The organism is Salmonella sp. A1325 (assembly GCF_056991255.1).
Genome location: NZ_JAMLWO010000009.1, coordinates 1 through 15,085, shown reverse-complemented (window position 1 = coordinate 15,085; position 15,085 = coordinate 1). Strand labels below are relative to the sequence as shown.

The following is a 15,085-nucleotide window of genomic DNA, read 5'->3' as shown; positions in this document are numbered from 1 at the left end:
ATTAAACGCAACGGCATGTTCTCCCTGACACTGTATCAACTGCCAGGCGTGTGGCCAGGGCAGGCAGTGAACTACCCTTCAAGGAGAAAATTATGGGATTGCAAAAAACACTGGCGCTCAGCGCCGTAGCGGCAGGGATCATGTTGAGCTTATCCGGTGCGCAGGCCGCGCCGCTGCTTAGCAGTAGTGAGCCAATGACCATTAACGCCAGCGATCTGGCGGCGAAAGAGAAAGCGCTGACGGATTTTCCGTTAATGGAGGCAGTGAAATCCTCTATCCAGACGTTAGATAACAGCGCGGTCGAACAAATCGAACCGGGGCGCGCCGCTAACCCGGCAAACGTAAAACGCGTTGAAAGTATTCTGAAAGAGGCCGACTGGGATTATCTGTTCCCGATGCGCGCACCGGAATACACTTACTCTAACTTCCTGAAAGCGATAGGTAAATTCCCGGCGGTTTGTGGTACCTACACCGATGGACGCGATAGCGACGCTATCTGCCGTAAAACCCTGGCTACTATGTTTGCGCATTTTGCCCAGGAGACGGGCGGTCACGAAAGCTGGCGTGACATTCCGGAATGGCGTCAGGCGCTGGTCTATCTGCGCGAAGTCGGCTGGACAGAAGGGCAGAAAGGCGGCTACAACGGCGAATGTAACCCGGATGTATGGCAGGGCCAGACCTGGCCGTGCGGTAAAGATAAGGACGGCGATTTCCTCAGCTATTTTGGTCGCGGGGCAAAACAGCTTTCTTATAACTACAACTATGGGCCTTTCTCTGACGCGATGTATGGTGACGTTCGCCCTCTGCTGGATAAACCCGAGCTGGTGGCGGATACCTGGATGAACCTGGCGAGCGCCGTCTTCTTCTTTGTGTATCCGCAGCCGCCGAAGCCGTCTATGCTACATGTGATTGACGGTACCTGGCAGCCAAACGATCGCGATAAAGCAAACGGCCTGGTATCAGGTTTCGGCGTCACCATTCAAATCATCAATGGCGGCGTGGAGTGCGGCGGCGCAGATGAGAATGCGCAGTCGCTTAACCGTATCGCCTACTACAAAGAGTTTGCCAACTACCTGAAAGTGCCGGTGCCGGCGGACGAAGTGTTGGGCTGTAAAAAGATGAAGCAGTTCGATGAAGGCGGCGCTGGCGCGTTACCGATCTATTGGGAACAAGACTGGGGCTGGAGCGCCGATACTGCGGACGGTAAAACCTATTCCTGCCAGTTAGTGGGATATCAGACGCCGTATACCGCCTTTAAAGAGGGTGACTACACGAAATGTGTACAGCATTATTTCAACGTTAATGTCGTCGATGATAACGGAACCACTGAACCGGATGTCACGCCAACTCCGGCGCCAGTGACGGATGAAAACGTGGCGCCAGTCGCGCGTATTGCCGGGCCGGTCGGGGCGGTGGAAGCCGGTAGCCCGGTTTCACTCAGCGCGGAAGGATCGACCGACGCGAATGGCGACAAGCTCACCTATACCTGGATGTCGCAGGATGGCAAAACGCTGAGCGGCCAGGATAAAGCCGTTGTGATTTTCAACGCGCCGGATGTCACTCAGAACATCCAGTATGTGGTGAATCTGACCGTTAGCGACGGTACGCTCTCCAGCACTGCGGTTTATACGCTGAATGTGAAAGCGAAGGCCGCCGCTGCGGATGACGAAGATAAGACCACCAGCTACCCTGCCTGGAGCAGCAGCCAGAAATGGAATCCGGGCGACATCGTCAACAATAATGGCGCATTGTACCAGTGCAAACCGTTCCCGGAAGGCTCATGGTGTAATGTTGCGCCTGCCTACTATGAGCCCGGCGTAGGGATTGCCTGGGCCGATGCATGGAACGCATTGTAATAAGATAAATCCTGTCGGTGCTTTGCATCGGCAGGATTGTTACTATGCTTATCTCAGGTTTTTTCAGGAGAAAGCATGAACATCATCGCCATTATGGGGCCGCACGGGGTTTATTATAAAGATGAACCCATCAAGGAGCTTGAGCGTGCATTACAATCCCTGGGATTTCAAATTATCTGGCCGCAAAATAGCGTTGACTTGTTGAAGTTTATTGAACATAACCCGCGCATCTGCGGCGTTATTTTTGACTGGGATGAATACAGTCTCGACCTTTGTAGCGAAATCAACCAGCTAAATGAATACCTTCCTCTCTACGCCTTTATCAATACCAACTCCACGCTGGACGTTAGCGTTCACGATATGCGCATGGCGCTGTGGTTTTTTGAGTATGCATTGGGGCTGGCTGAAGATATCGCGACGCGCATTCATCAATATACAAACGAATATCTCGATAATATTACGCCGCCGTTTACCAAAGCGCTGTTTACCTACGCCAAAGAAGGAAAATATACCTTTTGTACGCCGGGTCATATGGCAGGAACGGCGTATCAGAAAAGCCCGCCAGGCTGTCTGTTTTATGACTTTTTTGGCGGCAATACCTTAAAAGCTGATGTGTCGATTTCGGTGACTGAACTGGGATCGCTGCTGGATCACACCGGGCCGCATCTGGAAGCGGAAGAGTATATCGCCCGTACTTTTGGCGCCGAGCAGAGTTATATGGTGACGAACGGTACGTCGACCTCGAATAAAATTGTCGGTATGTATGCCGCGCCTGCGGGAAGTACGCTACTTATTGATCGTAATTGCCATAAATCGCTGGCGCATTTGCTGATGATGAGCGATGTGGTGCCTCTCTGGTTGAAGCCGACGCGCAATGCGCTCGGTATTCTCGGCGGTATTCCTAAGCGTGAATTTACCCGCGACAGCATTGCGCGTAAGGTGGCGGAAACCTCGCAGGCGCAATGGCCGGTTCATGCGGTTATCACCAATTCTACTTACGATGGTCTGCTGTATAACACTAACTGGATCAAGCAGATGCTGGACGTTCCCTCGATCCATTTTGATTCCGCCTGGGTACCCTATACCCATTTCCATCCGATCTACCAGGGGAAAAGCGGGATGAGCGGCGATCGGGTGCCCGGAAAAGTGATTTTCGAAACGCAATCCACCCATAAAATGCTGGCGGCTTTTTCGCAGGCGTCGCTTATTCATATCAAAGGGGAATATGACGAAGAGACGTTTAACGAAGCGTTTATGATGCACACTTCCACATCGCCGAGCTATCCCATTGTCGCCTCTATCGAGACCGCGGCGGCGATGCTGCGCGGCAATCCAGGGAAAAGATTGATTAATCGTTCGGTGGAGCGGGCGCTCCATTTTCGTAAAGAGGTACAGCGGTTACGTGAAGAGTCCGATAGCTGGTTCTTTGATATCTGGCAGCCGGAAGAGGTTGATGAGGCCGAATGCTGGCCGGTCACGCCGGGAGAAACCTGGCATGGCTTCACCGATGCTGATGACGATCATATGTTTCTCGATCCGGTTAAGGTGACAATCCTGACGCCGGGGATGGATGAACAGGGCAACATGAGCGAAGAGGGGATACCCGCCGCGCTGGTGGCGAAGTTCCTCGATGAGCGAGGCGTAGTGGTGGAAAAAACCGGGCCGTATAATCTGCTGTTTTTGTTCAGCATAGGGATTGATAAGACCCGTGCGATGGGGCTGCTGCGCGGACTGACGGAATTTAAACGCGCCTACGATCTTAACCTGCGCGTCAAAAATATGTTGCCGGATCTGTATGCGGAAGATCCGGATTTTTATCGCAATATGCGCATTCAGGATCTGGCGCAGGGGATCCATAAACTGATCCGCCAGCACGATCTTCCGGGGCTGATGCTGCGGGCGTTCGAGGTTTTACCGGAGATGATCATGACCCCGCACCAGGCCTGGCAGCGTCAGATCAAAGGCGAGGTGGAAACCGTGGCGCTCGATCAACTGCCAGGGCGCGTTTCCGCGAATATGCTCCTGCCTTATCCGCCAGGCGTTCCGCTGTTGATGCCCGGCGAGAGGATCACGCAACAGAGTCGGGCCGTGCTCGATTTTCTGCTGATGCTCTGCTCGATTGGCCAGCATTATCCCGGTTTTGAAACGGATATTCACGGCGCGAAACGGAATGAAGACGGGGTTTACCAGGTACGAGTCTTAAAACACGCCTGTTAGCTTGCCTGACGGGAATGTGACGAGTAACGTACTGATAATCAATAAAGGAGACGCTATGCTGGGATTAAAACAGGTTCATCACATCGCGATCATTGCGACAGACTATGCGGTGAGCAAGGCGTTTTATTGCGATATTCTGGGGTTCGATCTGCTAAGCGAAGCCTGGCGGGAAGAGCGTGACTCATGGAAGGGCGATTTGGCGCTAAACGGGCAGTATGTGATTGAGCTTTTCTCTTTTCCCTTCCCTCCGGCGCGTCCAAGCCGACCTGAAGCCTGCGGCCTGCGCCATCTGGCTTTCAGCGTGGAAAATGTGGAAAACGCCGTTGCGCATCTGGAAAAGCATCAGGTTAAGTGCGAACCGATACGCATCGATCCGTATACCGGGAAGCGCTTTACTTTTTTCAACGATCCGGACGGTTTACCGCTTGAGCTGTATGAGCAGTAAGGCTTGTCATTAAGACGCTCGCCAGGTAACGTTGCCGGGCTAAGTCACTATAAGCATGGATCATGACCACTCTCACGTTGAATACCTCGTTACTCTCTTCTCGCCGTATTCTGGCTGCCTTTAGCGGTGGCCTGGATTCTACGGTGCTTCTGCATCAACTGGTGTTGTGGCGAGAACGCCACCCTGACGTTACGCTGCGTGCTATCCATATTCATCACGGTTTAAGCCCTCATGCTGATAGCTGGGTGCGGCATTGCGAAACCGTATGCGCACGCTGGCAGGTTCCGCTGGTAGTGGAGCGGGTGACGCTGGCAGATAATGGCCTGGGTATCGAGGCCCATGCGCGTGAAGCGCGCTACCGGGCGTTCGCACAGACGCTATTGCCTGGCGAAGTGCTGGCAACCGCGCAGCACCTTGACGATCAGTGTGAAACATTCCTGCTGGCGTTAAAGCGCGGCAGCGGTCCGGCCGGACTTTCCGCGATGGGAGAATGCTCGCCTTTTGCCGGAACTCTGCTTCTTCGCCCGCTGTTGAGAGAAACGCGGAAGACGCTGGAACAGTGGGCTGTGCGGCATGGCTTATGCTGGATTGAAGATGAAAGCAATCAGGATGACGCCTACGATCGCAATTTTTTACGCCTGCGCGCGCTTCCGCTCTTACAGCAGCGCTGGCCGCATTTTCCTGCGGCGGTAGCCCGTAGCGCGACGCTCTGCGCCGAGCAAGAAAGGCTGCTGGACGAGCTTCTGGCCAGCGATCTTACGGACTGTATCACGACGGAGGGAACATTGCGGCTCTCTCCATTAATGTCGATGAGCGATGTGCGGCGGGCGGCGATTTTGCGTCGCTGGCTGGCGATGCGTAATGCGCCGATGCCCTCTCGCGACGCGCTGGAACGTATCTGGCAGGAGGTGGCGCTGGCGCGCGACGATGCCTCTCCCTGTTTACGTTTTGGCGATCACGAGATTCGCCGTTATCAGTCGCAACTGTGGTGGATTAAATCCGTGGCCGGACAACACGAAACGACGGTCGCCTGGCCCGTCTGGCAAACACCGCTGGCGCTGCCTGCCGGCTTAGGGACGGTACAGCTCGTTCCTGGCGGCGAACTGCGCCGACCGCGAGAGGAAGAATCCGTCAGCATTCGTTTTAAAGCGCCAGGCGTGTTACATATTGTCGGGCGTAACGGTGGACGTAAATTAAAGAAAATCTGGCAGGAGCAGGGGATCCCGCCCTGGCGACGAGACACCACGCCGCTGTTGTTTTACGGCGAAACGCTGATTGCGGCTGCGGGTGTTTTTGTGACGCGTGAGGGAGCAGCAGAAGATAAAGAAGGGGTGAGTCTGGTTTGGCATGCCTGATGGCGCTGCGCTTATCAGGCCTACGTATCGCATGGAACGTAGGCCGGATAAGGTGCTTGCACCACCATCCGGCAACAAAATACTCAGGATTCGCTAACTACCACGGTACCAATTTCCGGGTGGCTGAAACTGGCGATTTTATCGAGACGAAGCTCACAAGACTCGCCGGAAACTTCGGCAAGCAGATATTCTACGTTTTTACGTAAGATCAAATCGTTCGCTTTTGCCTGCAAAACCTCGCCATCTTTTAACGTTAGCGTCAGTATTAAATGATGCATGCAGGCAAGCTCAAGACTATCGTAGTCATCGCAATTAATGGGTTGATACGTTTCATTCATTGACATAATCGCTCACCAGTAAGTTCGCGGCAGCATAAGCTGCCTTTTCCCTGACCGACTCTGAAAGGGCGCTATCTGCCGCCACTTCATTAAGCACTTTCAATACACAACCCAGCGCATCCGGGACATACCCTAAGTCTCCGCTGGCGATTTCCGCATACCGCTTGCGTACTAACTCACAATATTTTTCCACATGCCCTCCTGTCAGCATTCTGACTTAACCGTGGATGCAAGTCTAAGCCTACGAAGTTAAATCTTGTTTAGCAAGGTGACTATACCATACTCATTTGCGCAATATCAGCGCCTGACGCGAGTGGGTAAAAGATTCGTTAACAGCCTTTTAGCGCGGTTTTCGCTACAATGGGCGCCTGATTCGAAAGGAGTTTTCTCATGGCGCTTAAAGCGACAATTTATAAAGCCGTCGTCAATGTGGCTGACCTTGATCGCAACCGGTTTCTGGATGCGGCATTGACGCTGGCGCGTCACCCTTCTGAAACGCAGGAGCGCATGATGCTGCGCCTGTTGGCATGGATAAAATATGCTGATGAACGGTTGCAGTTTACACGTGGGCTCAGCGCGGAAGATGAGCCGGAGGCCTGGCTGCGCAACGATCATCTGGGCATCGATCTCTGGATAGAGCTGGGGCTGCCGGATGAGCGCCGTATTAAGAAAGCCTGTACTCAGGCGAGCGATGTCGCGCTCTTTGCTTATAACTCCCGGGCGGCGCAAATCTGGTGGCAGCAGCATCAAAGCAAGTGCGCGCAGTTCGCTAACCTGTCCGTCTGGTATCTGGATGACGGGCAGCTGGCGCAGCTCAGTGAATTTGCCGATCGTACCATGACGCTACAGGCGACGATTCAGGACGGCGCAATCTGGCTTTCTGATGCTCGGAATAATCTGGAAATACAGCTAACCGCCTGGCAACAGCCCTCATGATTGCCATCTCCCGGACGGTCTCCATAGCCGATAATGAGCTGGAAATTACGGCCATTCGCGCGCAGGGCGCGGGTGGTCAGCACGTAAATAAGACCTCTAGCGCGATTCATTTGCGCTTTGACATTCGGGCCTCTGGCCTGCCAGAGTATTATAAACAGCGTTTGCTGACGGCCAGCCACCATCTGATAAGCGATGATGGCGTCATTATCATTAAGGCGCAGGAGTTCCGGAGCCAGGAGCTCAACCGGGAAGCGGCTATCGCCAGGCTGGTTGCCGTCATAAAAGAATTAACCGCGGAGCAAAAAAGCCGTCGCGCAACACGTCCGACGCGTGCCTCGAAAGAGCGCCGCTTGTCCTCAAAGGCGCAAAAATCTTCTGTAAAGGCGCTTCGCGGCAAAGTTCGTCGTCCACTGGATTGACGGGCAGGAATAGCAATTTCATAAGGATTTTATGGTGAGAACAGCAATATTGTCAGTAGCGGCAGCCTGTACGCTATTTGCATTGATAGGGTGTAATAACCGTGCGGAAGTTGACGCCCTGCAACCTGCGCAGGCGGCGGAATTAAAACCCATGCAGCAAAGCTGGCGCGGCGTGCTGCCCTGTGCGGATTGTGAAGGTATTGAAACGTCACTGTTTCTGGAAAAAGACGGCACATGGGTGATGAACGAGCGCTATCAGGGCGTGCGCGAAGAACCTTCCTCTTTTGCGTCATACGGTACCTGGGCGCGGACGGCGGATAAACTGGTGTTAACCGACAGCAATGGCGAGAAATCGTATTATCGCGCGAAAGGCAATGCGCTGGAGATGCTCGACAGAGAAGGCAATCCGGTGGCTTCGCAGCTTAATTATACGCTGGTGCCTGTTACCGCCAGCCTGCCGGTAACGCCAATGCCGTTGCGTGGTATGTATGTATACAGGGCCGATGCGGCGACCTTTACCGATTGCGCGACCGGAAAACGGCTGCCGGTCGCCAGTAACGCCCAGCTTGAGCGCGGCTATCTGGCGGCGAAAGGTGAAGCGGAAAAACCGGTGCTGCTGACGGTAGAAGGGCATTTTGTGTTAGCCGCGAATCCGGACACGGGCGAGCCGGTAAAAACGCTAATAGCTGATAAAAATGTGAAGTTTGCGCCGGGTAAAGATTGCACTCACTAATAAAAGGCCTCGCAGGGTGCGAGGCCTTTACATATCTGCCGGATGGCGCCGGGCAATCCCAACAAAATGTCGTTTAGCCTTTAATCGCCTTGACCAGATAATCAACGATATCGCCGGTTTTAATCAGCGATTTTTCACCGCTACGACGGTATTTATACTCAATATCGTCGTTATCCAGGTTGCGATCGCCAATCACGATAGTATGTGGAATACCAATCAGCTCCATATCGGCAAACATCACGCCCGGGCGCTCTTTACGGTCGTCCATCAGCACTTCAATGCCTTGCGCGCGCAATTCGCTGTACAGCTTTTCCGCCAGCTCCTGCACACGGAAGGATTTGTGCATATTCATCGGCAGAATAGCGACCTGGAAAGGCGCAATGGCGTCAGGCCATACAATGCCGCGCTCGTCAAAGTTCTGCTCGATAGCCGCGGCAACGACACGTGTTACGCCGATACCGTAGCAGCCCATTGTCAGGATCTGGTTACGGCCATCTTCACCCTGAACGGAGGCTTTCAGCGCTTCTGAGTACTTGGTACCTAACTGGAAGATGTGACCCACTTCGATACCGCGTTTGATAAGCAACGTTCCCTGACCGTCCGGACTCGGATCGCCGGCGACTACGTTACGGATGTCGGCAACAACAGGCGTCGCCACATCGCGATCCCAGTTAATACCAAAGTAGTGTTTACCGTCGATGTTAGCGCCAGCGGCAAAATCGCTCATGGCGGCAACGGTACGATCGATGATGACCGGAATCGGCATATTGACCGGGCCGAGGGAGCCAGGGCCGGCATTAATCACGGCGCGAATCTCTTCTTCAGTAGCGAAGGTCAGCGGGCTGGCAACGTGCGGCAGTTTTTCCGCTTTAACTTCATTCAGTTCATGATCGCCGCGAACCAGCAGAGCCACCAGCGGAGACTTGCTGTCTTTCACCGCTTTCACCAGCAGCGTTTTTACCGTTTTTTCAATTGGCAGGTTGAATTGTTCCACCAGCTCCGCGATGGTTTTGGCATTTGGCGTATCGACCAGAGTCATTTCCTGCGTCGCCGCTGCGCGCGGCGTTTGCGGCGCGATAGCTTCTGCCAGTTCAATGTTAGCCGCGTAATCAGAAACATCAGAGAAAACGATATCGTCTTCGCCGCTTTGCGCCAGCACCTGGAATTCATGCGAGGCGTTGCCGCCGATAGAACCGGTATCGGCCTGTACCGCGCGGAAATCCAGCCCCATACGGCTGAAGATACGGCTATACGCGGCGTACATGGCGTCATAGGTTTCCTGCAACGACTCCTGAGAGGTGTGGAAAGAGTAAGCATCTTTCATCAGGAATTCGCGCGAACGCATCACGCCAAAGCGCGGACGCACTTCATCACGGAATTTGGTCTGGATTTGGAAGAAGTTCAGCGGCAACTGCTTATAAGAGCTGAGTTCATTATGCACCAGATCAGTGATAACTTCTTCGTGGGTCGGGCCGAGTACGAACGGACGCTCGCCACGGTCGACAAAACGCAGCAGTTCCGGACCGTACTGTTCCCAACGACCACTCTCTTGCCACAGGTCGGCTGGCTGAACGACTGGCATCGACACCTCGATAGCACCGGCGTTGTTCATCTCTTCACGCACGATGTTTTCGACTTTTTTCAGGACGCGCAGGCCGGTCGGCAGCCAGGTATATAACCCGGAGGCGAGCTTGCGGATCATCCCGGCGCGCAGCATCAGCTGGTGGCTGATAACCTCGGCGTCGGCAGGTGTCTCCTTCAGAGTGGAGAGCAGGTATTGGCTAGTACGCATGTTGTTACGGTTCCAGTTGAACGATCGAACAGGCTCAATGTGAGCCTGATACAAAAAAAGTGATTTAGTTTACCAGCGTGCAAGAGATGTCAAAAGAGAAGGGCGTGAAATTACCGTGGTTCCAGCGCAAACACTTCAAATCCCGAGTTAACCACACGCCAGCGCACGTTAAAATCATGCAGCCAGACGGCATAGGTTTTGCCCGTCTCTTCACCCTTACGATAAGCCGGGCGAGGATCTTGCGCCAGCACATCGCAAATAAATGTCCGTAGCTGCGGATAACGCCTTTCCAGCGTCGTAAGCTGTTGAGCCACCTCAGCGGTAAAACTCACGGGCATTTCAGCTATCGGCGCCTGTTGCGCATAGCTGGCGGCGGCGTCCGGTAAGGCCTCGGCAAACGGTAAATACGGTTTGATATCCACCACCGGCGTGCCATCCACCAGATCCAGACTGCCTAATTTCAGAATTACGCTCTCTTTCCGGCACTCGATACCTTTTAGCGCAACGAGCGACATGCCAATCGGATTGGGGCGGAACGTGGAGCGCGTGGCAAAAACGCCCATTCTGGCGTTACCGCCAAGACGGGGCGGACGAACTGTCGGCCGCCAGCCGCCGTCCATCGTCTGATGAAAAACGAAAAGCACCCACAAATGGCTGAAAGCTTCCAGGCCGCGAACGGCATCGGCCTGGTTGTAAGGCGCTATCAGATGCAGTTCGCCGCAGGCGCTTTTGACCAGACCAGGCTGGCGCGGAACGGCGAATTTTTCTTTATAGGGGGAGCGAATAACGCCGATTTGTTCAAACTGAAAGCTGCTCATTTCGCCGAAATATTCAGGGCGGACCCGATACAAACCGCCTGACGGTAGCAGCCTGGCGTGCCGCTGGTAATTTCACAGCTGTGCAGCAGGACGGCGTTGGCTTTCATTTTAGAGGCATTAATCTGCATACGCTTGCGCGCAGTTGGAATGTTAGGCGGAGAGTCTTGATTTGTTGCCTGGCAGGATTCGCCGCTAACCTCGCCAAGATCGCGGAAAGGTTTGCCGACTAAGTCTTCAGCATTGGTGTAAATCCTGACGGGAGCGGCACGCGACGCTTTAGGTTTCTCCGGCTCCGCTTTTGGCGGGGTTGCGGTGCTTTGAACGGGTTCAACAGGGGATCTGCTTAGCATGGAACAACCGCCCAGCATGAGTGCCAATAAACAGATCGGTAAAGCACGCATAATATTTCCTCAATGAATGTTCTAATTGCCAGATATTGAATCAGGAGCTTGCATAAATGACAAGACGGGCAATAGCCCGTCCTGAATAATATTACAGATTGTGGAATCAGCCTAAAACTTACCAGCCTTTCACCGCACCGCCATTAAAAACTTTATTTGCGGCTTCGTACACTTCATCAGACTGGTAAGCCTGAACGAATTTTTTCACATTCTCGGCGTCTTTGTTATCTTCACGCGTCACGATCAGGTTAACGTACGGAGAATCTTTATCTTCAACGAAGATACCGTCTTTCGCTGGCGTCAGGCCAATCTGGCTGGCGTATGTCGTATTGATGACCGCTAACGCGATCTGCGCGTCATCCAGCGAACGCGGCAACTGCGGCGCTTCCAGCTCAACAATTTTCAGATTTTTCGGGTTTTCCACGATATCCAGCGAGGTAGGAAGCAGACCGACGCCGTCTTTCAGTTTAATTAGCCCTACTTTTTGCAGCAGCAGCAGGGAACGACCAAGGTTGGTCGGGTCGTTAGGCACAGCGACCTGGGAACCGTCCTTGAGCTCATCCAGAGATTTGATTTTTTTGGAATATCCTGCAATGGGATAGACAAAAGTCTTACCAACAGAAACCAGTTTGTAGCCGCGATCTTTGATTTGCTGATCCAGATACGGTTTGTGCTGGAAGGCATTGGCATCGATATCGCCTTTGCTCAGCGCTTCATTAGGCAGAACATAATCATTAAAGGTCACCAATTCCACGTCCAGGCCGTATTTTTCTTTCGCGACTTTCTGCGCGACTTCGGCAACTTGCTGCTCTGCGCCAACGATTACGCCGACTTTAATATGATTCGGATCTTTTTCATCCTGACCGCAACCCGCAAGTGCCAGAGAACCAATCAGAGCACCCACTGCCGCAAAGGTTTTGAATTTGAACGCCATGCTTATTTCCTTAATGAGTATTTGTGTTGTGTTTAACGTTACTTATGCGTGACAGCCCTGACGATGCGATCGCCGGATAACTGAATTAAATAAACCAGAACGACAAGTAATACCAGCACCGTATTCATCACGGTAGCATTGTATCCAATATAACCGTACTGATAGCCGATTTGACCGAGGCCGCCTGCGCCGACAGCGCCGCCCATTGCGGAGTAACCGACCAGGGTGATCAGTGTAATGGTTGCCGCATTCACCAGACCAGGCAGCGCTTCCGGTAAAAGGATTTTACGTACAATTTGCAGCGGCGTGGCGCCCATCGCTCGCGAGGCTTCAATCAGCCCGGCAGGGATCTCTAACAACGCATTTTCCACCATACGGGCGATAAAAGGCGCGGCGCCAACGGTCAGCGGTACAATCGCGGCCTGCAAACCAATGGAGGTGCCGACAATTATTCGGGTAAAAGGAATCATCCACACCAGCAGGATGATAAAGGGAATTGAGCGGAAAATATTGACCACCGCAGAGAGGGAGCGATACAGCCTGGCGTTCTCCATAATCTGCCCCGGGCGCGTAACATACAGCAATACGCCGACCGGCAGGCCAATCACGAAACCGAAGAAACCGGAGACAAAGGTCATCGCCAGCGTTTCCCAGACGCCACGAACCAGTAACCACATCATTGCCTCAGACATAACCCAGTACCTCTACTTTCACATGGTGATCCTGCAGCCAGGCAATTGCGGCTTGCGTCTCTTCTTGTGTGCCGTGCATTTCCGTTAGCATAATGCCGAACTTCACACCGCCCGCGTAATCCATCTGCGCGCTGATAATATTATTGTTCACGTTGAAACGACGCGCGGTTTCAGAAAGCAGCGGGGCATCCACAGACTGTCCGGTGAATTCCATGCGCAGCATCGGCACGCTGTCAGTTTCCGGCGACGCTTTCAAACGCGCCTGGTAATCTTCCGGAATGTCCAGGTGCAGAGTGGACTGAATAAACTTCTGCGCCAGCGGCGTTTTAGGATGCGAGAAGACTTCGCTGACCGTATCCTGCTCAATAAGCTCGCCATTACTGATAACGGCAACGCAGTCGCAGATACGTTTCACGACATCCATTTCATGAGTGATAAGCAGAATCGTCAACCCCAGACGACGGTTGATATCTTTCAGCAATTCCAGAATCGAACGGGTCGTTGCGGGATCAAGCGCGCTGGTGGCTTCATCGCACAGCAACACTTTTGGATTACTGGCTAACGCGCGGGCAATCGCGACACGCTGTTTCTGACCGCCGGAAAGATTTGCCGGATAGCTGTCGTGCTTGTCGCCAAGACCGACTAAATCCAGCAGCTCTGTGACACGGCGTTTGATCTCTTCCTTTGGTGTGTTATCCAGTTCCAGCGGCAACGCGACGTTGCCAAACACGGTACGGGAAGAGAGCAGGTTAAAATGTTGGAAAATCATGCCGATTTGACGGCGAGCTTTGGTCAACTCAGACTCTGAAAGCGTTGTCAGCTCCTGACCGCCGACCATTACGCTTCCTTCAGTAGGACGTTCAAGTAAGTTAACGCAGCGGATAAGCGTACTTTTACCGGCGCCGGAGGCGCCAATGACGCCATAAATCTGCCCGGCAGGCACGTGCAGGCTGACATTATTTAGCGCCTGAATGGTGCGCGTCCCCTGCTGGAACACTTTGGTAATATTCGAAAGTTTAATCATTGATTCTTTATTATCGTAATGAAATGAGCGGAGGCATTTTCGTCTGCCTAATACGGTCAACGCCGTCAACAGAATGGATGTTAAGGCATCCAGACGTCTAAATCAATCAGGCTTTATACGATGAGCACTTTCTTGCCTGCTGAAACATGCGATACTAGCGCCACTTGCTTTACTCAGGAGCTATAAAAGGTGGCAAAGTCTGTACCCGCAATTTTTCTCGACCGTGACGGCACCATTAATGTGGATCACGGCTACGTACATGAAATCGATGCATTTGAGTTTATAGACGGCGTTATTGACGCGATGCGCGAGCTAAAAAAAATGGGCTATGCGTTGGTGGTGGTGACGAACCAGTCCGGAATCGCGCGCGGCAAATTCACTGAGGCGCAGTTTGAAACGTTAACCGAATGGATGGACTGGTCGTTGGCGGATCGCGATGTTGATTTGGACGGCATCTATTATTGTCCTCACCATCCGCAGGGCAGCATAGAAGAGTTCCGTCAGGTATGTGATTGCCGCAAGCCGCATCCAGGAATGCTTATCTCGGCGCGTGATTTCCTGCATATCGATATGGCGGCTTCTTATATGGTGGGAGACAAGCTGGAAGATATGCAGGCGGCAGCGGCGGCAAATGTCGGGACAAAAGTGCTGGTGCGTACGGGCAAACCGGTCACGGCAGAAGCAGAAAACGCGGCGGACTGGGTGTTAAACAGCCTTGCTGACCTGCCATCGGCGATAAAAAAGCAGCAAAAATAAGCGTTATGGATAAAAGATGAGCGGTTAAAACAAAAATGCATTTTTCCGCTTGTCTTCCTGAACCGACTCCCTATAATGCGCCTCCATCGACACGGCGGATGTGAATCACTTCACACAAACAGTCGGTCGGTTGAAGAGAAAAATCCTGAAATTCAGGGTTGACTCTGAAAGAGGAAAGCGTAATATACGCCACCTCGCGACGGTGAGCTGAAAGCCGCGTCGCACCTGCTCTTTAACAATTTATCAGACAATCTGTGTGGGCACTCGAAGATACGGATTCTTGACGTCCTAGGACGAAAAATGAATACCAAGTCTCAAGAGTGAACACGTAATTCATTACGAAGTTTAATTCATTGAGCATCAAACTTT

The 15,085-nt window shown here is 52.9% G+C and carries 16 protein-coding genes; 8 read left to right on the top strand and 8 right to left on the bottom strand.

Translation table 11 applies throughout. From position 1 onward, the window contains the following. Positions 1-92: 92 nt before the first annotated feature. The 4 genes from NAZ64_RS16700 to tilS all read left to right on the top strand — a co-directional run bounded on the left by NAZ64_RS16700 (position 93) and on the right by tilS (position 5,873). The gene (locus NAZ64_RS16700; RefSeq protein WP_000524165.1) at positions 93-1,856 is read left to right on the top strand and encodes a chitinase; all 1,764 of its coding nucleotides are present in this window, start codon (positions 93-95) and stop codon (positions 1,854-1,856) included. 75 nt (positions 1,857-1,931) lie between these two features. Continuing rightward, on the top strand, positions 1,932-4,073 hold the full coding sequence (gene ldcC / locus NAZ64_RS16695; RefSeq protein WP_001021049.1) for a lysine decarboxylase LdcC: 2,142 nt from the start codon (positions 1,932-1,934) through the stop codon (positions 4,071-4,073). Positions 4,074-4,128: 55 nt separating this feature from the next. After that, the gene (locus NAZ64_RS16690; protein ID WP_000901086.1) at positions 4,129-4,518 is read left to right on the top strand and encodes a VOC family protein; all 390 of its coding nucleotides are present in this window, start codon (positions 4,129-4,131) and stop codon (positions 4,516-4,518) included. Between the two features lie 62 nt (positions 4,519-4,580). After that, on the top strand, positions 4,581-5,873 hold the full coding sequence (tilS, locus tag NAZ64_RS16685) for a tRNA lysidine(34) synthetase TilS (RefSeq protein WP_000210045.1): 1,293 nt from the start codon (positions 4,581-4,583) through the stop codon (positions 5,871-5,873). Between the two features lie 83 nt (positions 5,874-5,956). Here tilS and rof read toward each other — a convergent pair whose 3' ends face one another. Continuing rightward, the gene (gene rof, locus NAZ64_RS16680) at positions 5,957-6,217 is read right to left on the bottom strand and encodes a Rho-binding antiterminator (RefSeq protein ID WP_000062330.1); all 261 of its coding nucleotides are present in this window, start codon (positions 6,215-6,217) and stop codon (positions 5,957-5,959) included. After that, positions 6,204-6,404 (bottom strand): YaeP family protein, encoded by a 201-nt coding sequence (locus tag NAZ64_RS16675; protein ID WP_001518678.1) that lies wholly within the window; start codon positions 6,402-6,404, stop codon positions 6,204-6,206. The genes rof and NAZ64_RS16675 overlap by 14 nt, the downstream gene beginning before the upstream one ends. Positions 6,405-6,601: 197 nt before the next feature. Here NAZ64_RS16675 and NAZ64_RS16670 point away from each other — a divergent pair, with 197 nt between their 5' ends. The 3 genes from NAZ64_RS16670 to nlpE are packed head-to-tail and all read left to right on the top strand — an operon-like array spanning position 6,602 to position 8,299. After that, positions 6,602-7,147: a YaeQ family protein gene (locus NAZ64_RS16670; protein ID WP_001185319.1), complete on the top strand. Its 546-nt coding sequence runs from the start codon at positions 6,602-6,604 to the stop codon at positions 7,145-7,147. After that, on the top strand, positions 7,144-7,566 hold the full coding sequence (arfB, locus tag NAZ64_RS16665; protein ID WP_000560527.1) for an alternative ribosome rescue aminoacyl-tRNA hydrolase ArfB: 423 nt from the start codon (positions 7,144-7,146) through the stop codon (positions 7,564-7,566). The genes NAZ64_RS16670 and arfB overlap by 4 nt, the downstream gene beginning before the upstream one ends. 31 nt (positions 7,567-7,597) lie before the next feature. Next, positions 7,598-8,299: an envelope stress response activation lipoprotein NlpE gene (gene nlpE / locus NAZ64_RS16660; protein WP_000252575.1), complete on the top strand. Its 702-nt coding sequence runs from the start codon at positions 7,598-7,600 to the stop codon at positions 8,297-8,299. 73 nt (positions 8,300-8,372) lie between these two features. Here the strand turns inward: nlpE and proS are convergent, their stop codons facing one another. The 6 genes from proS to metN all read right to left on the bottom strand — a co-directional run bounded on the left by proS (position 8,373) and on the right by metN (position 13,960). Beyond that, the gene (gene proS, locus NAZ64_RS16655; RefSeq protein ID WP_483640991.1) at positions 8,373-10,091 is read right to left on the bottom strand and encodes a proline--tRNA ligase; all 1,719 of its coding nucleotides are present in this window, start codon (positions 10,089-10,091) and stop codon (positions 8,373-8,375) included. A 110-nt stretch (positions 10,092-10,201) separates the two neighbouring features. Continuing rightward, positions 10,202-10,909, bottom strand: a complete 708-nt coding sequence (gene tsaA / locus NAZ64_RS16650; RefSeq protein WP_000093986.1) for a tRNA (N6-threonylcarbamoyladenosine(37)-N6)-methyltransferase TrmO — start codon at positions 10,907-10,909, stop codon at positions 10,202-10,204. Next, on the bottom strand, positions 10,906-11,310 hold the full coding sequence (gene rcsF, locus NAZ64_RS16645) for an Rcs stress response system protein RcsF (protein ID WP_001202317.1): 405 nt from the start codon (positions 11,308-11,310) through the stop codon (positions 10,906-10,908). The genes tsaA and rcsF overlap by 4 nt, the downstream gene beginning before the upstream one ends. 118 nt (positions 11,311-11,428) lie before the next feature. Next, positions 11,429-12,244 carry a methionine ABC transporter substrate-binding lipoprotein MetQ gene (gene metQ, locus NAZ64_RS16640; protein ID WP_000874215.1) on the bottom strand — a complete coding sequence of 272 codons (816 nt, stop codon included), beginning with the start codon at positions 12,242-12,244 and terminating at the stop codon, positions 11,429-11,431. 38 nt (positions 12,245-12,282) lie between these two features. After that, positions 12,283-12,936: a methionine ABC transporter permease MetI gene (locus NAZ64_RS16635; protein ID WP_001287486.1), complete on the bottom strand. Its 654-nt coding sequence runs from the start codon at positions 12,934-12,936 to the stop codon at positions 12,283-12,285. Beyond that, on the bottom strand, positions 12,929-13,960 hold the full coding sequence (metN, locus tag NAZ64_RS16630; protein WP_000594018.1) for a methionine ABC transporter ATP-binding protein MetN: 1,032 nt from the start codon (positions 13,958-13,960) through the stop codon (positions 12,929-12,931). The genes NAZ64_RS16635 and metN overlap by 8 nt, the downstream gene beginning before the upstream one ends. 189 nt (positions 13,961-14,149) lie before the next feature. Here metN and gmhB point away from each other — a divergent pair, with 189 nt between their 5' ends. Continuing rightward, complete coding sequence (gene gmhB / locus NAZ64_RS16625; RefSeq protein WP_001140158.1) at positions 14,150-14,716, top strand: D-glycero-beta-D-manno-heptose 1,7-bisphosphate 7-phosphatase; 567 nt, start codon at positions 14,150-14,152, stop codon at positions 14,714-14,716. Positions 14,717-15,085: the final 369 nt, after the last annotated feature.